Consider the following 22,501-nt stretch of genomic DNA (forward strand, 5'->3'; position numbering starts at 1 on the left):
GAGATCCAAGAAAAGAGGAAATGTCCACCGGCCTTATCGAGCAGCTCGCCGACATGGGGTTCTTTGGCATCCTTATCGACGAAGACTACGGCGGCCTCGGGCTTGATCTCAAAGCCTACGCTCTGATTGCCGAAGAGTTATCCTGGGGGTGGCTCAGCGTCGGTAGCATCATCGCTCGAGGACAGAGTCTGTCGGGTGCGACCGAGGAGCAGAAACAAGAATATCGTCCAAAGATGGCTCGTGGTGAGGTACTGAAGAGCATCGCGATCAGTGAACCTGACGCAGGAAGCGACGTTCAGAATATGCGTACTCGGGCAGAGCGTGACGGGGATGAGTACATCATCAACGGCCAAAAGATGTGGTGTACGTTCGCCAAAGGTTCGGACTTCATCCTCACGTACGCGGTCACGGACCCCGATGCAGACCCGGCTTATCGAGGAATCTCGGTGTTTATCGCCGAAAAGCCGCGTGGAACGTTCGATCGGCCCGGATTGAGCGGGCAGCCGATCAACAAAATCGGTTACCACGGGTGGAAGACGTGGGAAGTGAACTTCGATGACATTCGCGTCTCCGCTGATAAGTTAGTCGGCAACGAAGAGGGAAAAGGGTTGTATCAGATCATGGATTTTTTCGAGGAGGGGCGGGTCCATACAGCAGCGCGGGCTATCGGGCTGAGTCAGGCTGCTCTCGAAGACTCGCTAACGTATGCTAAAGAGCGCGAGCAGTTTGATAAACCGATCTCGGAGTTCCAGGCGATTCGGTTTAACCTGGCAGAGATGGCGACCAGAATCGAGGCGGCGCGCGCCTTGACCTTCCTCGTCGCGGACGCGGTCGACAGCGGTGACCGTGCCGACTCGGAAGCAGCGATGGCAAAGCTCTTCGCGAGCGAAATCGCTCAGGAAGTCACTAGCGAGGGGATTCAAATCCACGGTGGATACGGCTACACTACTGATTTCGAGGTAGAACGATACTGGCGTGACGCTCGTCTCACACGTATCTTCGAGGGAACCACCGAGATTCAGAAGCGAATCATCGCAGACAATCTACTTTCCAGTTGAGACGCTCCAACATCGATTCCGAGACCTGCCGTTAGTTCGTAAATCGAGGACGGCGGATGCGTTCGTTCGGTTCGAACTCGCACACCGCTCCGAGAACGGACGCGTCGCAGACCGTCTCGCCGATCACCACCACCCAGATCGGGAATCCGTCATACGTCCCAGTAAGAATCGAGAGAGACGGATGGGAGTTTGTGGGAAACCCGTCTGTGAACGGACGAAACCCGGGATCGAAAGTCCTTTTCACGGAGCGTTATCGTAACCGCTACACGTGAATTATACCGTCTCACTGTGGTATCAAGTCCACTTCGTAAACTCTGCCATAAATATAAATAACGTGAAATCTTCTGTATCAGTACAATGGCCGACGATATCGACTACTGCGTAACGGGCGGTCGCGCCGAAATTACCCTCAACCGTCCAGAGGTTATGAACGCGTACACGGAGAATACATTGATCGAACTAAACCACGCAATCGAAGACGCCCTCGACGACGAAACCGTGTACGTGATATTGCTCACGGGGAACGGTGACGGATTCTGTACCGGTCGTGACCTTCGGGCGGGTACGAAAAGTGACTACCGACTTTCGGAGGGGGAGCGACTCGGCAGAGTCGCCAGCGTCATGCGCCACCTCTACGCCGGTCCCAAACCCTCGGTCGCAGCGCTAAACGGTCCGGCGGTCGGCGGTGGAATGGAGATAGCCCTCGCATGTGATTTTCGGGTGATGAGCGAAAATGCGTTTTTCCGTGACGGACACGTCGACACAGGATTCACCCCGGCTACCGGCGGGGCGTGGCTTCTCCCTCGATTAATCGGGGAAGCGCGGGCCAAGCAGACAGTTCTCCTCGGAGACGATATCGGCCCCGATACGGCCGTCGACTGGGGGCTCGCTCTCGATTCCGTTTCTCAGACGGACCTTCTGGAGCGTGCCCGAACGGTAGCCAACCGCCTACGGGATAAACCTGCCAGTGCACTCCGGGAATCGAAAGCGCTGGTGGATCCAACGATAACTTCGTTCGAGGAACACGCTCAGGCTACGCTCGATGCCCGGTGGGCCTGTCAAGATACTCCCGAATCACGAGAAGCACGCGCCGCCCTACGTGAAGACCGTGACCCGGAATTCAACCGCGACTAGTCCCGAACGAAGACGATTTCAGATCGATAGCGGATCCGGTCATTTATTTATCAAGGACGGCTGTTACCGATGTCGTGATCAGTAAGCGGAAACCACTACCGGTGTAACGATTACTATGGCAGTCGGGAAACGACCTGCAGGCAACGGACGCCCAAAATGAAGGTGCGAACAATCGTTGGACGGGAGCTGAAGATTTTGTGGGCCGACGGAAAGGGAGTATCGCTCGTTGCGATCGCGACTGCGTGGGGTCTCTTAGTTGGTACGCGTATGATTTACCCCGTGATCGTCCCCTATCTCCAAACTAGCTACGGACTGAGTCTATCGGTCGCTGGTCTCTTGGTGACGGTTCTGTGGCTTTTCGGATCGATCGGTCAGTTACCGGGCGGCGTACTCGCAGACAGATACAGCGAACGCACACTTCTGGCGATAAGTACGGTTGTCGTTGCGGCGGGAGTCGGACTCGTCGTTACCGCACCGACGCCTCTCATCTTGTTTATCGCAACGGCGACATGGGGAGTAGGCCACTCGCTCTATCCCATTGCGAGAATCACGTACCTCTCGGATCTCTATTCAGACCACCTCGGTAGCGCTCTCGGCTTGACAATGGCAACCGGGGATATCGGCCAAACGATCCTTCCTCCGATTGCTGCTGCACTCGCCGTCGCGGTCGCGTGGCAGGTAGGGTTGGGATTCGTATTACCGTTTCTCGTTGTAGCCGGTGTTGTCATTTTCTTTATTGTTCCGGGTCAGAGTCCGACGAAACGTGCTGACGATACACGCTCAGTATGGGATTCGCTGGATGTGCTTGGAGAACTTCGTAACCCTACGATGAGGGGCGTAGCAGGCGTTTTGTTTCTTTATATGTTCATCTGGCAGTCTTTCACAGCGTTCTATCCGACGTACCTAACGACCGTGAAGGGGCTCTCTCCGTCTATAGCGAGTATACTGTTTGGAGTGTTTTTTGCGTCAGGTGCAGTAATGAAACCGATGGCTGGTGGAGCCTATGATCGCATCGGAATGCGCTGGTCGCTTCTCGGAATTCTTGTTCCCCCGGTTGCAGGGTTCCTCCTCCTTCCGATAACCAGTAACTTCTGGCTTCTCGTCGGAATCACGGTCCTTATAAGTACCATGCTCGGATCGGGAGCAGTCACGCAATCCTACCTCGCTGATTCGTTTACTGAAGAGATGAAAGGGACCGGACTGGGCGCAATTCGAATGACCACAGCAACGCTCGCTGCGGGAGGCCCGGTCATTTTTGGGATGATAGCCGATTATGGATATTTCGACGAAGGTTACGTCGTATTAGCGGTGATTATGGCAATAACCATCCTGATCACACTCCGAATGCCACGGAGTTGAGTTCCACTACTCCCTGAGAACAGTGATGCGTAGTGAACTTCCCCGTGCAATCACCGATAACTGACCCATAGAGACCGGTTTTTCGGTCATCGACGGCGCTTGCACACATTCCTCCAGAGGAGAACCGATGTCGGTGAATACGGGGATGATACTTTCCACGGGTGTTACATCAGCGTGACGTACTCCGAGTTACTTCGGTCCACAAAAAATCATCTCGGAGCATCCGTTAATCGGTAACGATGTCTTCGGGATTCAGTCTGACTGTGAAACGTGATCTCTGCGTCTACGGTAGCCACTGGAAGTCGGTACCCACCCGATCGCACGAGGGTAGCGCAGTTCGGAGCGTGCGCGGTTCGGAACGAACGACGTGAGTGAGAACCGCGATAAGCGAACGGGAAGCAATGCGACCCGTGAGCGAACGAAGTGAGCGAGAACCATGGACTGTATGATCAATGTGTAATTCCAATTGTTACTATAGTCTGTCTCGTGGCGAATCAACTCGAAGACGTTCGGTCGAGACTGGCACCATAGCACCTCTTTGGACGACGTGACGCGGTTCGCGGTATCGATATCGCCTCTTCGACTGCCACGACCGGGTGGAGACCCTCGAGAAGTTTACTCACTCGTTCGACATCGGGATGGGGGTGATCGACGACGAACGTTATCCGCGAGTGAACACTGTCTTACATCGGTTCGGCGACGAGACGTTCGATCGGTATCCGCCGCCGAGCGGCCAACCCCGTTACTTCGGCCAGCACGTACGGATCGCTTTTGACGACAACCGGCAATACGGCACGGGGATTGGTAGCATTATCATCCGGGGATTCGGTTCGGGTTCCTGTTCGAGTCCGTCGCCCATCCGACAGGGAGCGATCGTTCGGTCCCGGACCGTACAATCCACCGTTCATAGCTCCTCCAATTGAGCTTCGTTCATCGCGAACTTCGCATTGTCGCCGCCGCTGAGGACGATTGAATAAACGTCTTCAGCGGGGTTGATATGCGCGTCCACGACCGACGGTCCGTCGTACTCGAGGGCAGACTGGAGCGTCGCTTCGACCTCATCGCACGTCTCGAGGCGGAACCCCTGCGCGCCAAATGCCTCCGCGAGGCGATCGAAATGGGGAACCCACGAGTACTCCGACGCCATTCGACGCCCATCGAAGAACGCATCCCGCCATTGTTTCACCATCCAGGTATGTTCGTTGTTGAGGACGATCACAGTGACGTCGAGGTTCTCTCGAACGGCGACCGCGAGCTCCTGTATCGTCATGAGAAGCGATCCATCCCCTTCGAAGCAGACGACCGGTTGATCGTCATCTGCGGCGAGACGAGCGCTGATGGCTGCCGGTAATCCGTAACCCATCGTTCCTAATCCGTGGAACGATACCCACGTCCGGGGATGTCGAAACGTCCAGTACTGCATCGCCCACATCTGGTGTGCGACGAGAAACGCGGGAAAAATGACAGTAGTCCCTGTAGGACGTACGTGCCGGCCGTTGCGATGACGAGTGAAAACGCGATCGTCGGCCGAGAAAGAAGCCTGGCGAGTGAACTCAATTCGAGGCTATCTCCCAATGCTTCGTCCGGCCGCCGCGGTTCGGTCGGACGGATCCGCCAGGCAAACAGCACGAAGATCGGAATTCCGACGATCGCGGTCAATGCGATTGCGGGACGCCATCCGTACCGGACACCGACCCAGCCGCCGCAACCGGCGAAATCAGTCCAGCGAGCGGTTCGCTGATCGAATGAAATCCGATGGCCGTTCCGATATCGTCGAACGACTTCGACAGCAGCATCGTCGCGACCGCGTAATGAAGTCCCGCCATACCGCCGAGAACGACCGCAGCGAGAACGAAAACGCTGTATAACGGCGATAGCGCGATCAGAAGGCTCATTACCGTCGTTCCGCCGACGGCGATTAGTATTATCAGTTTCTCCCCGTACCGGTCGGCGAGGATTCCGCTCGGAAACTGTGCGAGGCCGTACGCGAGCCACGTACCGGTCAGGGCGATCCCGATCCACGTGTTCGAAATCCCGAAGTCTTCGGTGATAAACGGGACAACCGGGCTGATCGCCAGTCTCGCAAAGCAGGTGACGAAGAACGCTAGCATACACGAGAGGAGAACAGTACGCCGGTATTGCCAGTTCATGTGAGTGAAGTGTATACGAAGAGGACTCGCGGCAACCCTTATCAGGGCAATGCTTTTCGTGAAACGTGTTTGCCCGTCGGACGGCGAGGGCATCGCGTTCGGAAGCCACTTGAGGCCTTCGTGACACGCTGTATAGTGAACGAAACGGACGGAAAATCAATCTCCGATTCGATATTTTGGCCGGACCACGCTCTCGCAAAACGCTTCGTCCGCCGAACGCCTTCGCGTATTTCTACCGGTGTTACTATCAGTGAACGTCCGGGACCCCGTACAATTCGCTCACTGTATTCGCGCCCCTCTCTGGTTATGACCGCCGCGAAACGGATTGCAAGACACGTGCGATCTATCGCGCGAGATCTGCAAACTCACCCGTGAACGACAGAATTCGCCAGCGGACAGTGGCTAATTCGGTACCCCGGTTGGAACCGATCCGTTACTGCGTCTCGTTGACTACGTGGCCGTCTTGGACCGACGGCGCACCCACCGCTAGCACGAGGGCGACTTCGTTCCTTCTATCGTCATTGAACGCACGGTGTGGACTCTCCGGCTCGGCAACGAAGAACTGGTTTCGTTCGACAACGTACTCTCGATCAGGCGTTTCGACGCGAATTTCGCCATTCACAACGTAAAACACCTCTTCTTGTTCATCGTGATAGTGGAGTCCGCCGATGGGGATGTCCTCCCCTGGAGCAACAGTGTACAACTTCATCCCCAGATTCTTCAGGCCAACCTCACCACTGACACTTCGCGCTTCCGATGGTCGATCCGGGATTGGATCGATACTATTCGGATCGACGACATGGTATCCCATGATCGGTCATGGATACTTCGCTATAGAAGTGCTTCGATGAGCAGACCACCACACACGATCGGTTGATAGCGGTCGAACGGGATCGCGTCTCGACCGTACAGACGGACTCAGAGCCTGGCCATCAGCCGGTCGGGATCCTCGATACTCTCTATAATTGTCTCGACGAACTGGCTGGCAGTTACGCCGTCAACGAGACGGTGGTCGTATGAGAAGGAGAAACCGATCTGTTTGCGAACTTTGACATCGCCATCGACGGCGACAGGTCGTTCTTCGATAGCGCCGATGCCGAGAATTGCGGCCTCGGGGTGACGGATGATCGGTGTCCCGAACGTGCCGTGCTCGCCGTGGCTTCCCGTGTTCGTAATAGTGAACGTCCCATTCCGGAGATCGCCGGGATCGATCTCTCGACTGCGCGCCTTTTCGACTGTCTCCTCGAGTTCTTCGGCAACGTCGACGATCGACTTTTGGTCGACGTCCTCGATTACTGGGACGATAAGTCCGTCCCCGGTGTGGGTCGCGACACCGATGTTGTAGTAGTTGTGCTCGAGGATCTCCTCTTCGTCCATATCGATGGACGCGTTGACGAGCGGGAACTCCCGTAGCGCCGGCACAACTGCTTTCAGGAGAATTGGAGTGTAGGTGATATGAATATCGTGTTTCTCGTCCAGTCGCTCCTTGAGAGCGACGAGTTCGGTCGCATCAGCCTCAAAGCCGGATGTGACGTGTGGAATCTCCCGTTTCGACTGCTGCATATTTTCAGCGATCGCCCGCCGGAGACCGCGTAGCGGTCGACGAACGGTTCGTTCGTTCGCATCGACCTCGGTTTCGGCTACCGCGGCCGAATCACCCGGTGACCCAGCCGCAGAATCGATATCGGGATCAGGAGTTGTCAGTGGTTCCGACTCAGTTTCCGACTCGAGGTACCGATTGATGTCCTCGCGGAGCACGCGACCGTTCGGTCCGGTTCCGTCGATCTCGCGCAGATCGACGTCATTCTCGCGGGCGTGTCGCCTCGTCGAGGGCGGGGCGAACACTCGGTCATCGTCGCGACCGTCCGGGTCGCTGTCCGTCTCAACGCTGCTCGATTCGGTTTCCGGATCGCTCTCACTGCTATTGGTTTCGATGGCCTCGGTTTCGTTGACCGTCCCGGTTTCGTCTCCGGTCTCGACGTCAACATCACTCTCGTCGTGTGCGGTGCTTTCGGATTTTGGTTCGGTCTCGCCTTCCGACGCCTGTTGACGCGGCGCGTCCTCCGTTTCGAACACGGCGATTACCTCGCCGACCTGCTTGATTTCGCCTGGTTCGGCTCGAACCTCAAGCAGCGTCCCTGTACAGGGCGCGGGAATCTCCACGACCGCTTTGTCCGTCTCGACATCGACGAGCGGGTCGTCCTCGCTGACATCCTCATCGGTCTCTACGTTCCATTCGACGATTTCCGCCTCGGTGAGCCCCTCTCCCGGGTCCGGCAGACGGAATTCGAATCGTTGTGTGCTCTCAGAACTCATATTCCATTACCGCCTCGATCGCGTACTGTGCGCGCTGTTCGTCCGGCATATATGCGTCTTCGGTCTGGTGACCTGGGAAGTGAACGTCGTACCCAGTCGCTCGCTTTATCGGCGCATGGAGGTGATCCAACGCGTACTCGTTTATCAGTGCGGAGATCTCTGCACCGAGACCGAGCGTTCGTCGAGCCTCGTGGAGGATCACCGCGCGGCCGGTCTTCTTGACCGACTCGAGTATCGTGTCGACATCGAGCGGTGAGAGCGTTCGGAGGTCCACAATTTCGACGCTGGCGTCGACGTTATCGGCGGCCGTTTTGGCGTGTCGAACCATCGCCCCCCAGCAGTAGACCGTGACATCCTCGCCGTGTCTGACGTACCGCGCTTCGTCGAGGGGAAGTGTATACTCCCCCTCCGGGACCGGTGCCGTGCTGCCGCGATAGATCTTCTTGGGTTCGAGGAAGAAGACGGGATCGTCGTTGCGGATCGACGCTGCGAGCAACCCCTTCGTCTCATAGGGCGTCGAGGGGACGACGACGCGACAGCCTGGGGTGTGTACGAGGAAGGTTTCGGTCGATTCGGAGTGATACTCGCTGGATTTAATCCCGCCACCGTAGGGCATCCGAACCGTCATCGGTACGTCAAGCTGGCCGCCCGACCGTTCGTACATCTTCACGAGCGTATACATGAACTGTCCGAACGCGGGGTAGAAAAAGCCCGTGAACTGGATCTCGGGAACGACACGTTCGCCACGTATCGCCATGCCAACTGCTGTCCCAAGGATCCCGTTTTCCGACAGCGGTGTATCGACGATTCGATCGGAGCTGAACTCGTCGAGGAGCCCCTCGGTTGCGCGGTACACCCCGCCGATCGGCCCCATATCGTAACCCAGTAGCCGAACGCTTTCGTCGCGATGCATCTCCTGGTGGAGCGTCTCGTTGATTGCCGTGACGATGTTCATCTCCGTTGTCTCTTCGCCGATCGTGGCCGTCGACTGTGAACTCATTCCAAACCCTCTCCGGTGAAGTCAGTGAACGGATTCTCGCCGCGTTGTTCGGCGCGCAGTTCCTCTCGTTGGTGGTCGTGTTTCCACGTCGATTCGTGAAGGTGATGTTCGAACATCGTTTCGGGATCGGAAACGGGTACCTCTCGCGCCCTGTCGACCGCTTCTTGGACTTCCTCACGGAGATCCTCACGAATTTTTTCGGGATCATCGTCTCCGAGCAGACCCTCAGAAAGCAGGTACGTCTCCAGTCGATCGATCGGATCTTTATCCTCCCAGTACTCCCGCTCGTCGGTCGTCCGATAGACGCTCTCCTCGTCCGCAGTATTGTGCTCGATCATTCGGTAGGTGACGGCCTCGATGAACGTGGGACCGTCGCCGCGTCTGGCGCGCTCGACCGCCTTTGTTGATGCTTCGTATACTGCGAGGACGTCGTTGCCGTCGACGCGCTCGTAGGGAACGCCGTGAGCCTCGGCCTTCTGTGCGAACGTTTCGGCAGCCGTCTGTCGATGTGACGGTACCGAAATCGCCCACTGGTTGTTCTGACAGATCGTCACTGCAGGCGCATCGAAGACGCCGGCGAAGTTGAGCGCCTCGTGGAAGTCGCCCTGACTGGTCGACCCATCGCCGATATAGGACATCGAGACGTGATCATCGCCACGAAACTCGTCGGCCATCGCCGAACCGACCGCGTTTGTGACGTTTACGGCGAGGGGAACGTAAACGGGCGTGAAATTCACGGGTGGCTCTTCCTCAACCGGCAAATGTTCGTCGATCACTTCCGGCTCCGCACCCATCAACGCGGCGACGGCCCGATCTTTTCGGGCGTTCCAGTAAAGGGACGCAGGCGTCTGGCGATAGGTCGGAAAACACCAGTCACCCTCCTCGAGAGCGGCCGAGGAACCGGCTGGTACGGCCTCTTCACTGGTTGAACGCGCGACGATACTCACTTCGCCTCGACGCTGCATTGCGAGGGTCTTCTCGTCGAAGATACGGGATTCGAGCATCGTACGGTACAGCCGAAGAATCGTTTCTGCATCTATGTCGGGGAGCTCCCCGACGAGGTGACCGTCCGGGTGCAGTATCCGATCGAACTCCTCCGAAGGTCGCTGTTCGGTCCACTGTGCCATGAGATCAGTGTTTGTGGATCGAGATGATATAAGTTGGTGTTGCGACGCGAGTGAAGCCAACGGTATCGGCCATCACTGCCGGGCCGAGTGCGGGGCTCCCGCTCGGGACCACCGCTAATCTCGACGGTTTCAATCGACCGACGCTACTGACGTTCTCGTCCGATAGTCGGGTAGTGGTTTGTGGCGGGTTGTTCGGACGGTAACGGTATTCGGAATTGCCACAGGCTGGACCCACGACCCCGATCGCTATGGATACGTCGGAAGGAGGTGATCTCGGTATAACCGAAGTTGGCGGTCGAGTTCGGCGGGTTCGCTGGACAGCGGGTGCAAGATAACCTCATCGAATCCCTGTCGTTCATACGACGCCAACGTCTCTTTGACCTCGTCGATGGTCCCAAGAAGCCAGTTTTCGGCCGCCTCCGTCACTGACCGGTCCTCGCCGAGCATCTCTCGATAGACGTTCCGCTGGATTCGCCGTGCTTCGTCCGGATCGTCCGCAGGCGTCAGATGCAGATACTGCAGTGCGACTTTGTCCATCGTATCCGGATCGCGGCCGTTCGACTCGAGGTGATCGGCGAACAGCGACCAGTCCGTTTCGAGCGTCGACGGCGCTCTCGGCGGCGCGATCCAGCCGTCGGCAAAGCTGAGTCGGCGTTTGACACCGGTAGCGACGCGTCGACCGTCAGGCGTGTCGACGCCCCCGCCACCTGCGAGGATTCGTGGTGGACGGCCGAGGTTCGGTTCGAGTCGGAACTCCTCGACCGAGTAGAACTCGCCGTCGAACGTCACTACCTCCTCGTCGAACAGCTTTCGCAGAAGTTCGATCCCCTCTAGAAATCGCGCGGAACGCTCCTCCACGGGGACGCCGACGGCGTCGAACTCCGATTCAACGTAGCCCGCCCCCAGGCCGAGTGTGAGTCGTCGACTCGACAACTGTTGGAGGGTGACGGCCCGTTTCGCCGTCAACACGGGGTTTCGAAGCGGCAAGATGAGGATGCTCGTTCCGACCGGTACGGTCTCGGTTTCACCCGCAATCACTGAGAGCGTAGTCATCGGATCGTACAGCGAAGTATCGTAATTCGGGTTCTCGCCGAGGTGTTCGATGAGCCACGCGCCGGCGAACTCGTACTCGTCCGCGAGGCGGGCGTATCGCCGAAATCGATCCGGTGGAACGGCGTGTGTCTTCCGTGCGAACGATGGCAATCCGATACCGAGTTTCATATCCTCTCCTTGTCGTCCGAGAACAAATATCATACGAATAGGGACCATCCGACGAAACCGTCCCCGTCTGGCATCGGTGTCGGACCCGTAGTCGAGCGTCTCGATTCGGAAAACGTCTAGTCACGTCTTTGGGACTCTGAGACCGATAAATACACGGATAGTTGTGCCATTGACGGGTTGCGTTCGAACCGCCGATCTGAAGGACACTCGATCTCGCAACCTCGCGACGACGAGTTGCTCTCCTGGCGGTTCCCGGGGTCCGGGAAAGCTACTAATAGCTTCCCGGGATTGGTACAGGTAGACATGGACTTCGGATTGCTTCTCGTCACCCAGTACGACGAATCGCAGTCGATGCACGGGATCGGAAACGAATTGATCGAACAGACAACACTCGCCCGCGATGTCGGCTTCGATGCCGTTACCGTGGGCGAACACCACGTGACTGACTCTGACCAGTATTTACTCAACGAATCGGTGCTGACTCACGTGGCCCAACACGTCGGCGAAATGGATCTCGCTGCGACACTGGTACTGTTACCGTATCACAATCCGGTTCGGATCGCCGAACTCGGGGCGACACTCGACGTGCTAACCGAAGGGCAGTTTACGTTAGGGGTCGGTCTCGGCTATCGGCAGAAAGAATACGACGTGTTCGGTATCGACCGAGCGGACGCTCCCGGGCGACTCACTGAAGGAGTCGAAATCATCAAACGGCTCTGGACGGAACCCGCCGTTGATTTCGATGGTGAACACTTCCAACTCTCGGACGTTTCGATCCGGCCACAACCGATGCAGGATCCACGACCGCCGATATGGGTCGGTGCGAGCAACGAATCGAGTGTCCGCCGCGGGGCCCGAATCGCCGACGCCTTCCTCGGTGCCCACGTCCCCTTCAATCTCGCCGAGCGTCAAATCGACGATTTCCGAGACGAGCGCTCGAAGACGGATTCGGAACCGGGCGAAGTCGGGTTAATCCGAGAGACGTTCGTCGCTGAGACGACCGAACAGGCCGAACGGACGGTTCGGGACCCGCTTATGGGCAAGTACGAAAGTTATAGCAGCTGGGGGCAGGACGACGTCATAGCGGACGACGACTTCGACTCACCGTGGGACAAACTCAGTCAGGAACGCTTCCTCGTCGGCAGCCCCGACGATGTTATTGAGGACCTGCAACGCTATCAGGACACGATGGATCTGGACCGTCTCGTCATCCGGACGCAGTTCCCGGGTAGCGACTTCGACGACGTTCACGACTCGATCAGGCGGTTCGGCGAAGAGGTCATCCCGTCGTTCAAATAAATTCTACAGTACGGAACAGATGAGGTATACCACCTATCGCCACGTCGCGTAGTTAACTCGTCGACGGCCCAGCATACGTGATCAGTCGAAACGGTGCACTACCGAATCTCTCGTTGTCGGTGGTATACAGACGGGATCGAACCTGAGCGACGTTCATCGGACGACTCTCGGAAGCCAGCGAAAAACGTAGTGTGAAACTGAGTCGTCAACGCTCGGAAACCGAGCAGGAGACTATCTCGAGCGGTAATTCGCTCAAAACCGCGATCGTTCGACCTGTTGATACCTCTGCGAATTACATATGTATGTGTGTAATCGGATATTCCATAATATGGAACGGGGCATTCATCGAACCCGACTGCCAGCGAAGAAGAGACAACTATCCTGCCGCAATCTTCTCTGAGATGCGTACCCCGCCGTTCGTACGTCGGCCGGACGTTGATTCCTCCCACTTCGATAGACCTAATATCACATCCGTTCGACGAAGTACATACCTTGAATGCCAACAGATGACACTCTTTCTGAATCGACAGTTGTCGAACTCGCGAGCGAACTCGTCGGTCGACCGACGCCGAATCCTCCCGGCGACGAGGGCCTCCTCGTCGAATATCTGATTGAGCGACTCGAGGCTTCACCCGTCACATTCGATCTCGAGACGGTGGAAGTCAAGCCAAATCGACCGAACCTCGTTGCAAGGGCCGGCGACCCGGCCGCCGGAACACTCCTCCTAACCGGGCACATGGATACGGTTCCAGCTAACGCTGAAGACTGGGAAACCGATCCCTACGAACTTTCCCGGACGGGTGACGACCTCATCGGCCGGGGGACGGCCGACATGAACTGTGCGCTGGCGGCGAAGATTCTCGCCGTCGAGTCGTATCTGGACGACGACGGCTCGACCGGCGAGATCGTGCTGGCGTTTACGATCGACGAAGAACGTGGTGGCTCCGGCACGCAGGCGCTCGTCGATGGCGGTGTGGACGCAGACGGAGCGATCCTCGGTGAACCGACCGATATGAACGTCGGAATCGCTCACAAGGGAGCCGCCAGATACGAACTGACCGTCTACGGCAAAAACTCCCATTCCGGTCGGCCCGACAAGGGAATAAACGCGATCGTCAAACTGCAACGCGTTCTCGAACGACTCGAGGCGTTAGACGAGGAGATGCGGGAGATCCGCCACGAACTGCTCACGCCAGGTTCCTCGGTAAACGTAACGGAGATTTCGGGAGGATTGGCTCCGAACGTCATTCCTGGGAAAGCGTCAGTAACCGTCGACTGGCGATTTCTCCCGGGAATGTCGACAGATGCCGAGTGGTACGACCAGCGCCTCGAGACGGCACTCGAGGGCCTGACCTACGACGGGAATCCGATCGACGTCGAAATCAATCGTTGGGATTTCGGACGAGCGGTCGAATCGCCACCGGATAGTGCCGTTGTAACCGCCGTCAGAGAGGCAGCACGCGCGGAGGGATTCCCGGCCGATCTCATTGGCTTCAACGCCGGCACTGACGCCCGGTATCTAGTTCACGACGCGAATATTCCAACCGTTCTCTTCGGTCCCGGCCACATCGAAGACGACGCACACACCGTGGACGAGTCGATTGACGTCAACGACCTCGTTGGGACGGCGCGGACGTACAGGCGAGCGATAGAACTGTTCTTCCAATAAAAATCTCCGGTATCACTAAAACAGTATCAGGAGTACCGGAGATTGAGCTCGAGCTCGTTCGACATTCCCAGCAGTAAGGTGATTACTTCGTCCTCGAGCCAATCGCCCTGCAGCCGATTGACCGGCCCACCCACGCTCAGTGCACCAAGAACGGTATCCGACGAATTGAAAATGGGAACGCCCACTGCGATGAATCCTTCGACGTGTTCCTGACTATTGAGTCCGTATCCCCGTTCACGGGTTTCCTCGAGCTCATCTAACAGCTCTTCGCGATTCATGATCGTGTGTGGCGTGAGCTCGGAGAAGCCGTGTGTTTCGATGTAGTCTTCGATTCGTTCTTCCGGCCAGTGGGCCATGATCGCCTTTCCTGCGGCCGTCGAATGAAGCTGAATCCGGGACCCGACACCCAGACCGAGATTCACCGCCTGATTACCGGTTTTCTGGTAGACGTACACCGCTTTTCCGTATTCTTCGACGATAAACTGCGCTTTCTCCCCCGTCTCAGTTGCGATCTTCTCGACTTTCGGTTTGACCATTTCGAACCCGTCGCACCGGTCCCGTGAAAACTCGCCGAGTTCGAGAAAACGAAGGCTGAGATGGTAGCTCGTTCCTTCCCGTACTAGATATTCGTTTTCTTCCAGGGTTTTAAGATGCCGGTGCGTGGTACTCTTCGGGAGATCGAGTTCCGAAGCGAGTTCGGTAACACCCATCCCGCCTTTTTCCATCAGGATCTCGATGATACGCATCGCCATGTGAACCGATTTGACCGTGTTCGGTGAGTCTTGCTCCGGTTGCATAGTTGGCTATGGTACCTTCCAACACATTATTGTTCCGCCTGTCGGAACGCTGTTCGCTCGACAGTCTATTATCGCAAAAATCAGCGAATCAGGCAGGTAACTCCTGTTTCACGGTACTATCTTTTATTATTAATCCCAATATAGTTTCCGGGGTTTCGCCGTCAAATGCACGCTTTCGACGCGTACTCGGACAAATCGGACTCTCTACGGATTCTCGGAGTCGCCGTTTCACTTATCAGAATTATCTGTACCCGGAAGACAATCGAGACGCGTCACCCCGATCGCTGTAGCCGGATTCAGTCGCTACCGAGAAGAGGAATTCTCTACAGATCGTATCGGACCCGGAACCAAGGCCCATAGGCGCCTCAGTGCTGCATATACGCTTCAGCGAACTCAAACGGGAGGACGACCCGGTCAGCGACATCGCTATACATCTCTGTCGCTGCTTCGACGAGTTCGTCCGGTGGCGCCTCGACCGAAAACTTCGCAAGCATCTCGTCCGTGATCAGTTCCGCCATCTCGTCCCAGCGTTGCTCCTTCGAGAGTTCGTGTAGTTCGTCACCGATCGACTTCCAGCCGTGGACCGCGAGTGCGTCGTGATACGTACGGGTACTGCCGTAGAACGCGACTCGTCGACGCACCCGCTCCCTAGCCTCGTCGCGTTCCGCTTCGGTTTCACCGGTGATGGTCAGCGGGCTCACCAGGATCGAAACCTCGTCGGGGTCTCGGCCACTCCGGACAGCGCCCGTTTCGACGTAGTCCATAATAACGTCGGTCACGTACTGCTGTGAGCCGAACGGATGAATCGCCAGCCCGTCCGCGAGTTCACCGGCCAACTGGAGATTGTATTCGTTGAACCCGCCGATATAAACGGGAATGTCCGGGTTTGCTATCGGACCCGGGTTGAACCGCTCGGACATCAACGAGAACGAGTAGTGATCGCCCTCGTACGACAGTTCATCTTCCTCACCTTGAAAGATGTCCCAGATGTGTCGGATCGATTCTATCGTTTCGCGGAGGCGCGGTCCCGGCGCGTCCCAGTCCACGCTGAACCGACGCTCGTTGTGTCCCTTCACCTGGGTTCCGAGCCCGAGAACGAAGCGACCGTTCGAGTACCGAGCGAGGTCCCACGCGAGTTGGGCGGTCACCATCGGGCTTCGCGTAAAGGAGAGCGCGATTCGGGTTCCGACAGTGAGATCGGTCGTGTGCTCGGCCGCCAACACGTGGGGCAGGTAGCCATCGTTGCTATTCTCCATGCTCCAGGCGCCATCGAAGCCGAGTCGTTCGGCCTCCGTCGCAACGTCGATGGTTTCCTCGGACAGCGGTGGAAGGAGCGTATCGATATTCAAGTCACTCATAGCGGTGCTATGATATCGTCGGCGAACAGCCTTGATAAATGTTGGCAACGAACGGAGGGTCGTGTTTAGTTTGTAGCATTGTGGCAGACGGCGAAGGCTTGGAGCCACGACTCTGCTGTTGATGGTTTTGCGTGACTGAAGCAGTTTGAGAACGAAGAGGTACGTCGTTTTATCTCACGAAAGACACGTTCAGCGGCGTTCCGATTTCCATGCTTTTCGTATCGAAATCGGAGCCCAGATCGGCGGAGTGCAGTCTGTAGATGTTTTGCTCCATCGACGAGAAACACGGCATCATCGAGGTCATGTTTCTCAGTGAGTTCCTGCAGGAACCGCTCTGTCAACGCGGTCGTAGTCGTCGAATACAGCCGAATATGGAGGATGTTGTTCGTTTTCGGGTCGACAGCAGTGTACAGCCAATACCGATGTTCATCAAGTTGAATCACCGTCTCGTCGAGCGCAACGTGATTCGGCTTCTCGTCATCCGCCGGCTGTAGATCGCACTTGTGGACCCAATCGTGGACTGCCTTGCGACTCCGTTCGACACCGAATTTCTCTAATTCTCGAACGGTATTCGAAAGCGAGAGACCAGCAAGATGGAGGCGAATACCCAGCTCCATTAGCTGACGCGGTGTCCGCTCTCGCTCCACAAAACTCAAATCGATCCAGTCGCTACATCCACTGAGGCGGTCGATTTTTGGCATAGAGCACACCACAAAATCGTACCGCCTCACTTTTCACGCGTAACGAAACAGCGCCGAACGGAGGCACCACCGCAATCGGTACTACGGCGCGACCGACACCCCGACGGCGCTCTCGAGTGTCGCCAGACGAATAGGTAGGGATACCGTTTTATAACGTTCCCCTGAACCCATCAGTATGGGTGAGACGAACACACTCGCTGCGTTTACCGTCGAGACCACGTACGATGACGTGCCGACCTCGACCGTCGAGAAATCGAAGGAAGCAATCCGAGATCTCGTCGGAGTCGCGGTCTACGGCTCTCACCACGAGATCGGCGAGAAGATCGCAACGTACGTCGATCGGACGGCCGACGGCGACGAGGCAACGGTTTTCGGCCGCGGAACCGCAAGCCCGACCGGTGCGGCGATCTCAAACGCGACCTTCGGCCACGCGATCGATTACGACGATACGTTCGAGTCGATCGTCATCCATCCGACCTCGCCGGTGTTCACGGCCGCGCTGGTCGCCGCGGAGCTCACTGAAGCTTCCGGCCGGGAACTCCTTACCGGCTACGTGGTGGGCTGTGAGGTCGCCTTTCGGATCGGTCACAGCACGTATCCCGGCCACTACCAGCAGGGATGGCATGCGACAGGAACGATCAGTCCGTTCGGTGCGGCCGCGGCGACGGCGTCGGTACTCGGATTGGACGTTGAGGACGCCGAACGGGCGTTCGGTATCGTGGCGTCCTCGTCTTCGTCGTTGAAAAAGAACTTCGGCAGTATGACGAAGCCGCTCCACGCCGGGCACGCCGCACAAATGGGCGTTCGCGCGGGACTGCTCGCTGAGAGCGGGTTCACAGCCGACGAAGCGGTTCTCGAAGGCAGCCTTGGATACGGTGCGGTGATGACACCCGATGGCGAGTACGATCCGTCGTCGATCGATTCGGGACTCGGCGAGGAGTGGGCCGTCGACGACATCGGATACAAACCGTACCCGTCCGGCGTGATCACACACGCGGCGATGGACGCGTTGCGTTCGATCGTGATCGAGGCGGACCTCGAGCCGGCCGATGTCGAGTCGATCACGGTCGCACTCGACGAAGCCGCCTCGGAGATGTTGATCCACGCGGATCCGTCGAACTCCCTGCAAGCGAAGTTCTCGATCGAGTTTTGTCTGGCGGCAATCTTGCGTGAACGCGATGCCGGGATCCACGAATTTACCGACGCGTACGTCGAGCAAGCGGAGACAAAGGCGGCGATTTCGAAGGTCGAACGGGACTTCGAATCGAACCTCTTCGACGGCGACTACGCCGGTTACGGGGCGCGCGTGGATGTCGAAACCGTCGACGGCCGGTCGTTCACCAAGAGCGTTACGCAAGCGCCAGGCTCTCCGTCGAATCCAGTGAGTGAAGAACGTCTTGGCGACAAATTCACCGAGTGCGCTGAAACCGTTCTCTCGGAATCGACCACCGCCGAACTCGCCTCTGTCATCGACTCCCTCGAAGAACCGGACGCGGTCGATCGGCTGACGAATCTGGTCGCACCGTAACTTGACCTCGAAAGACCGTCTCGCCGATAAAATCGATCGAGCCGCTGCCAGAGACGGTGATCTGTGCCGAGTCAGTCGGCGAGGTTCCCCTCGGGAACAACGCCGTCTTCCGACCATCCTCGTTCCGTGTAATAGTCGTCCAGCGCGTCTTCGATCCCCTCGAGTTCGAAGGGGAGGACGTCGTCGGATCGGTCGAACCCGCGCTGGTTGTTGAAATGGCGCTCGAGTTCGACGATTCGGCCACCCGCTTCCAGAAGCGTATCGTAGTCGGTCCCGAATAGCTGTTCATACCGTTCGTCCGAGAGGTAGTTGCTGGCGAACCGACAGATAACCGCCGAATCCTTGACGACTTTCAGGTTCTGGAGGTCGACGAGAATTGGCACCTTTCCGTCGAGCCCCTCGGGATCGACTCTCCCTTCGTACTCGAGGTTGTGCATCTTCGAGTACATGTGATCCGCTCCACGATTTGCGGTGGCGTATCCGAGCGCTCGGCCGTGGAGTACACGGCCGTCGTGGCCCGGGAATTCGAGCCCCTTCGACGTCCAATTCGTCACTCCGAGTTCGTCGTGGATCCTGTCGACGCCCTCCGCGAGCAGATCACCAACCCCCTCGCGGTAGGCGATTTTTTCGACGAGTTCGTGGATCAATTCGGAGTCGCCGAACCGGTCTTCGGACTTGAGATACGCGCCGATGGTGACGCCGGCACTGATGGTATCCAGGCCGAGCTCGTCACAGAGTTCGTTGGACTTCATTACGGAGACGATGTCGTCGACGACCAGATTGCTCCCGAACGAAAAGACGGTCTCGTATTCCGGACCCTCCGTCTCGAGACCCGTTTCTTCGTCTCTCGTCGGGAGTTTACACGCAAAGGCACACACCGAACAGGTTCCGCGTTTGTATTTTTTGGACTCGACGGTGTTACCGTTGATTCCCTCGACGCCTTCGTCGAAGTCCATCCGTTCGAAGTACTGCGTCGGCAGCGAGAACATATCGTTTTTGAGGTCGACGCCGCTGGTCGTCCCCTGTCGCTTCATGATGTGGTCTTTTGTCGCTGCGTCCTGATGGATCTCACCGGCGACCGCATTATCAGGGATCTCGACCGTCGGACGGGAGTCGCCCGTAAACGACACCGTCTTTACGTTCTTCGATCCCAGCACCGCACCGAGACCTCCCCGGCCGAACGCTCGCGAATTGGACGTCATCAGCGACGCGTATCGAACGGTGTTCTCGCCGGCCGGCCCAACGGTTACGAGATGGTCTTCCCCGAGCGAGTGGCGTTCGTTCATCGTCTCGGACGTCTCGCTGACCGTCGCCATTTCGAGATCGGGAACCGATTCGAATTCGACGCCTTCGTCTGTCACGTGTACGGCCAGTAGTTCGTCGCTCTCGCTGGCGATTTCGACACACGAGTAACCCGTGTCTGCGAAGTTCCGTGACAGATAGCCGCCCGCGTTCGTCGAAACGAGACCGTTAGTCAAAGGAGACAACGCCGTCGCGTTCATCCGTCCCGTAAAGCTCATCTGTGAGGTCTGGAACGGGCCCGTCGAAAGGTACGTGCGGTTCTCGGGACCGAGCGGATCCGCGTCGAACGGAATTCGATCGTGTGCGAGTTTCGTTGCAACGCCGCGTCCGCCAATGTACGCCTCGAGGATGTCGTCGATCCGGGTGGTCTCCCAGGTTCGCTCACCGACATCGATGGTGAGCAGTTCGCCGTTAGTGTGGAGCATCACTGGGATAGTAGCACGACGACGAAATAATTGTTTGCCATCGGTTACTGCTCTCGGACCATGTGAATTGAGAGGCGGCCGACGGCGACCGTTTTCTCGCCCTCCGAGGTTCTCGCGGAGACCTCGACCGCGACTGTGCCCATCGTCCGCCCGGATCGAATGACCGTGGCGTCAGCCGTGAGGTCGCCCACGGCGGGGCGAACGTAGGTCACGTTGAGATCGGTCGTGGCGTGGGGGGTCTCGTCCGGATCGTCGATGGTCGTTCGGATCGCGACACCGCCCGCGTGATCGATCAGTGTCGCGACTGCGCCGCCGTGGATGGCTTCGGATCCGGGATTGCGGATCGACTCCGCGTAGGGTAACGAGAGGGTCGCCGCTCCCGTCCCCTGATCGGTAATCTCGATACCGAGATCCGAGAGGTAATCGTGATTGTCCAAGAGCTTGCGATTGTACTCTTCCGCGTTCATGGCTCCTTTGTAGAGTCGATTGACAAAAGTATCTACCTATCGAACTCGTCCTCGAGTGGGACCATGGCTGCTGGATTATGGCCGTTCGGACGTCTTCGATCGACCGCTATTTGGTGCGATCAGTGTGCATTGATTTCCACTGGCTACTATAGCTCGGGCAGCGCCCAGCACGTGATCAGCGCAAGACAGGCGGTCACGCCGAGCAGCCAGAACGCAGTGTTGAGCATTCCCGCGTCACCGAGCCATCCCATTGCGACGGGCCCGATCGAAGCCAACAGCAAATAGACGGTACGAACGAGTCCATTCCCCGTTCCCTGCATCTCCTGGGGCATCGCGTCGACGATATAGGCGTTCGCGACCGGCCAGTAGGCCAACTGGCTGCTCAACAGGACCGACAGAAGGATTATTGTGAGTAGATTGTCCGCAAACGGCAATACGAAGAGCGCGGCGGTCGTAGCACTGAGGGACACGGTGAGCGTTACCCGCATACCGACCAGATCACCGCTCGAGCCGGCGGCGAGTTGCAGGAGAATTCCCGTTGCAAAGAACCCGCCATACAACAGTGCGGCGACCCCTTCGCTGTACCCCTTCTCGAGGACCAGATACGTCGGATAGAACCCGGTAAACGATTGATAGACGACGGAAACCAGAAACATACTCGTCGTTGCGAGCAGGACGCTTCTGTCGTTGAGTCCCGATGCGAGTTTCTCGAGGGTCGTCCACGACAGCGATTCAACGATGGTGTCTTCTCCCGAGGTTCGAGCGGGGACAACCAATCGGAGGACGACGGCAACGGTGAGGACAAGCGGCAGGAGAAATCCGAGCCCGAGTCGCCAGCTCACGGCGACGGTGAGATACCCTGTGATCGGCGGGAGGACCGTCGTACCGATATTACCAAACGCCTGGATGAATCCCATCGCCGTTCCCGCTCGCCGGGGGTAGACATCGTAGAGGACAGTGATTCGTGTCGTAGCGTAGAGCCCGGAACCGAATCCGACAGCGATCGTTCCGAGGAAAAAGGATAGCCGATCGATCGACAGGACGACGATACCGATCCCGATTCCGGTGAGCGTAGTGCTCGAAACGAGGATCAGGCGCTCCCCGAACCTGTCGGCGAGAAACCCGCCCGGAAACTGCATCAGCGCGTAACACGCCCAGAGAACGGTGACGATCAGTCCCGTCGTGGTGAGCGCCAATCCGAGATCGGTCCGAATCGCGGGCAGAAGCGTCGGATAGACGAGTCGAACACCGATACTGACGAGCCACCCGGTCGAAACCGCTACCAAAAGTGCGCCTCTCCCGTCGCTCCACAGGTCGCGAAGCGGCGCCGGAACTACCGACCGGATGTGGCCGCTACCGATCGACGGCATCATTTCGCTCCCCGCTGACTCGAATGAGTCGACGTTCGTAGGCGAGCGCCACTCGTGTGGAAGGTGTCCGACGATAGACGAAGGCTGGATAGTCGACGGGGATCCGCTTCCGTCGTAATGGACGTAGTCACTCCAGCGTTTTCGGTGATTCGACGGTTTCGTCTCGAGGCTGAGAGATCCGGTGCGGTCGGGATGATGCGTGTTCGGCTAGGCACGATGT

At 57.7% G+C, this 22,501-nt stretch carries 17 protein-coding genes and 3 pseudogenes; 7 read left to right on the plus strand and 13 right to left on the minus strand.

Annotated elements, in window-relative coordinates:
* Positions 1-8: 8 nt before the first annotated feature.
* From ACSFC7_RS24535 to ACSFC7_RS24550, 4 genes and pseudogenes are all read left to right on the plus strand, one after another.
* Positions 9-236: pseudogene (locus tag ACSFC7_RS24535) on the plus strand (acyl-CoA dehydrogenase family protein); the annotation flags it as partial.
* Complete coding sequence (locus ACSFC7_RS24540) at positions 234-1,058, plus strand: acyl-CoA dehydrogenase family protein (RefSeq protein ID WP_436348718.1); 825 nt, start codon at positions 234-236, stop codon at positions 1,056-1,058. The pseudogene ACSFC7_RS24535 and the gene ACSFC7_RS24540, both read left to right, overlap by 3 nt.
* 357 nt (positions 1,059-1,415) lie before the next feature.
* Entirely contained in the window at positions 1,416-2,192 is a 777-nt protein-coding gene (locus ACSFC7_RS24545; RefSeq protein WP_436348532.1) for an enoyl-CoA hydratase/isomerase family protein, read from the plus strand.
* Positions 2,193-2,348: 156 nt separating this feature from the next.
* Positions 2,349-3,551: an MFS transporter gene (locus ACSFC7_RS24550; RefSeq protein WP_436348533.1), complete on the plus strand. Its 1,203-nt coding sequence runs from the start codon at positions 2,349-2,351 to the stop codon at positions 3,549-3,551.
* A 904-nt stretch (positions 3,552-4,455) separates the two neighbouring features.
* On the opposite strand, the pseudogene ACSFC7_RS24555 reads toward ACSFC7_RS24550, so the two are convergent.
* The 7 genes and pseudogenes from ACSFC7_RS24555 to ACSFC7_RS24585 all read right to left on the minus strand — a co-directional run.
* A pseudogene (locus ACSFC7_RS24555) lies at positions 4,456-4,989 on the minus strand (thiamine pyrophosphate-dependent enzyme); the annotation flags it as partial.
* Between the two features lie 8 nt (positions 4,990-4,997).
* A pseudogene (locus ACSFC7_RS24560) lies at positions 4,998-5,701 on the minus strand (MFS transporter); the annotation flags it as partial.
* A gap of 433 nt (positions 5,702-6,134) precedes the next feature.
* Positions 6,135-6,512, minus strand: a complete 378-nt coding sequence (locus ACSFC7_RS24565) for a cupin domain-containing protein (RefSeq protein ID WP_436348534.1) — start codon at positions 6,510-6,512, stop codon at positions 6,135-6,137.
* A 107-nt stretch (positions 6,513-6,619) separates the two neighbouring features.
* Positions 6,620-8,017 (minus strand): dihydrolipoamide acetyltransferase family protein, encoded by a 1,398-nt coding sequence (locus ACSFC7_RS24570; RefSeq protein WP_436348535.1) that lies wholly within the window; start codon positions 8,015-8,017, stop codon positions 6,620-6,622.
* Positions 8,007-9,017, minus strand: a complete 1,011-nt coding sequence (locus tag ACSFC7_RS24575; protein ID WP_436348536.1) for an alpha-ketoacid dehydrogenase subunit beta — start codon at positions 9,015-9,017, stop codon at positions 8,007-8,009. The genes ACSFC7_RS24570 and ACSFC7_RS24575 overlap by 11 nt, the downstream gene beginning before the upstream one ends.
* Positions 9,014-10,144: a thiamine pyrophosphate-dependent dehydrogenase E1 component subunit alpha gene (locus tag ACSFC7_RS24580; RefSeq protein ID WP_436348537.1), complete on the minus strand. Its 1,131-nt coding sequence runs from the start codon at positions 10,142-10,144 to the stop codon at positions 9,014-9,016. The genes ACSFC7_RS24575 and ACSFC7_RS24580 overlap by 4 nt, the downstream gene beginning before the upstream one ends.
* A gap of 246 nt (positions 10,145-10,390) precedes the next feature.
* Positions 10,391-11,365, minus strand: coding sequence for an LLM class flavin-dependent oxidoreductase (locus ACSFC7_RS24585; protein ID WP_436348538.1), 975 nt, complete (start codon positions 11,363-11,365; stop codon positions 10,391-10,393).
* A gap of 303 nt (positions 11,366-11,668) precedes the next feature.
* Here ACSFC7_RS24585 and ACSFC7_RS24590 point away from each other — a divergent pair, with 303 nt between their 5' ends.
* Together ACSFC7_RS24590 and ACSFC7_RS24595 are read left to right on the plus strand one after the other, a co-directional pair.
* Positions 11,669-12,664 carry an LLM class flavin-dependent oxidoreductase gene (locus tag ACSFC7_RS24590; protein ID WP_436348539.1) on the plus strand — a complete coding sequence of 332 codons (996 nt, stop codon included), beginning with the start codon at positions 11,669-11,671 and terminating at the stop codon, positions 12,662-12,664.
* A 496-nt stretch (positions 12,665-13,160) separates the two neighbouring features.
* Complete coding sequence (locus ACSFC7_RS24595) at positions 13,161-14,333, plus strand: M20 family metallopeptidase (RefSeq protein ID WP_436348540.1); 1,173 nt, start codon at positions 13,161-13,163, stop codon at positions 14,331-14,333.
* A 26-nt stretch (positions 14,334-14,359) separates the two neighbouring features.
* On the opposite strand, the gene ACSFC7_RS24600 is transcribed toward ACSFC7_RS24595, so the two are convergent.
* The 3 genes from ACSFC7_RS24600 to ACSFC7_RS24610 all read right to left on the minus strand — a co-directional run bounded on the left by ACSFC7_RS24600 (position 14,360) and on the right by ACSFC7_RS24610 (position 17,189).
* Positions 14,360-15,079, minus strand: coding sequence for an IclR family transcriptional regulator (locus tag ACSFC7_RS24600; RefSeq protein ID WP_436348541.1), 720 nt, complete (start codon positions 15,077-15,079; stop codon positions 14,360-14,362).
* A 416-nt stretch (positions 15,080-15,495) separates the two neighbouring features.
* On the minus strand, positions 15,496-16,488 hold the full coding sequence (locus tag ACSFC7_RS24605) for a TIGR03617 family F420-dependent LLM class oxidoreductase (RefSeq protein WP_436348542.1): 993 nt from the start codon (positions 16,486-16,488) through the stop codon (positions 15,496-15,498).
* Between the two features lie 65 nt (positions 16,489-16,553).
* Entirely contained in the window at positions 16,554-17,189 is a 636-nt protein-coding gene (locus ACSFC7_RS24610) for an IS6 family transposase (RefSeq protein ID WP_436348543.1), read from the minus strand.
* 175 nt (positions 17,190-17,364) lie between these two features.
* On the opposite strand from ACSFC7_RS24610, the gene ACSFC7_RS24615 reads away from it, so the two are divergent.
* Positions 17,365-18,717, plus strand: a complete 1,353-nt coding sequence (locus tag ACSFC7_RS24615; protein ID WP_436348544.1) for an MmgE/PrpD family protein — start codon at positions 17,365-17,367, stop codon at positions 18,715-18,717.
* Positions 18,718-18,788: 71 nt separating this feature from the next.
* Here ACSFC7_RS24615 and ACSFC7_RS24620 read toward each other — a convergent pair whose 3' ends face one another.
* The 3 genes from ACSFC7_RS24620 to ACSFC7_RS24630 all read right to left on the minus strand — a co-directional run bounded on the left by ACSFC7_RS24620 (position 18,789) and on the right by ACSFC7_RS24630 (position 22,197).
* Positions 18,789-20,444: an aldehyde ferredoxin oxidoreductase C-terminal domain-containing protein gene (locus ACSFC7_RS24620; RefSeq protein WP_436348545.1), complete on the minus strand. Its 1,656-nt coding sequence runs from the start codon at positions 20,442-20,444 to the stop codon at positions 18,789-18,791.
* Between the two features lie 44 nt (positions 20,445-20,488).
* On the minus strand, positions 20,489-20,911 hold the full coding sequence (locus ACSFC7_RS24625; RefSeq protein ID WP_436348546.1) for a PaaI family thioesterase: 423 nt from the start codon (positions 20,909-20,911) through the stop codon (positions 20,489-20,491).
* A 146-nt stretch (positions 20,912-21,057) separates the two neighbouring features.
* The gene (locus tag ACSFC7_RS24630; protein WP_436348547.1) at positions 21,058-22,197 is read right to left on the minus strand and encodes an MFS transporter; all 1,140 of its coding nucleotides are present in this window, start codon (positions 22,195-22,197) and stop codon (positions 21,058-21,060) included.
* Positions 22,198-22,501: the final 304 nt, after the last annotated feature.

This window comes from Natronorubrum halobium (assembly GCF_051351675.1).
GTDB lineage: Archaea > Halobacteriota > Halobacteria > Halobacteriales > Natrialbaceae > Natronorubrum.